The 391-nt window shown below is 28.9% G+C and carries 1 protein-coding gene and 1 pseudogene; one reads left to right on the top strand and one right to left on the bottom strand.

Annotated elements, in window-relative coordinates; translation table 11 throughout:
* Nucleotides 1-170: major outer membrane protein (locus CAMP18497_RS08360; protein ID WP_442867806.1), on the top strand; the 170-nt coding region annotated here is incomplete at its 5' end.
* 23 nt (nt 171-193) lie between these two features.
* Here the strand turns inward: CAMP18497_RS08360 and CAMP18497_RS08245 are convergent.
* A pseudogene (locus CAMP18497_RS08245) lies at nt 194-391 on the bottom strand (YaaA family protein); the annotation flags it as partial.

The raw sequence follows: 391 nt of genomic DNA, 5'->3' as shown, positions 1-391 counted from the left end.
CCCCTGATACAGATAAAAACGAATACATAGCAAGAGTATCTTACAAATACAGTCCAAAACTTACATTTAGCGGCTTCTATTCTTACTTAACTGAAGATAATCATAATCGTGTAAAAGATCAGGATGCTGACGATCAATTCATCAGACTTGAAGCTCTATACAAATTCTAATTATAAAAGCTAAGCCAAAAGGCTTAGCTTACTATATCTAAAATTATTTCTTCTTTTAATCCTTGTATTTTAATTTCTTTTATTTTTAATTCATTAGGTAAGTTTTCAAGCAAAGCTTCTTTGCTATGTATATTTTTATTTGCTAGTATTCTTAGCATTTTACCCCTATAAGCCTTTGCAAAATGACTTAAGGTTTTGGAATTTTTTAAAAAAGTGAGAGT

It is taken from the genome of Campylobacter sp. W0066.1 (assembly GCF_024723635.1).
Classification (GTDB): Bacteria; Campylobacterota; Campylobacteria; order Campylobacterales; family Campylobacteraceae; genus Campylobacter_D; species Campylobacter_D lari_C.
Note: the sequence above shows the minus strand (reverse complement) of the source record. Positions and strands in the feature narration are given on the sequence as shown.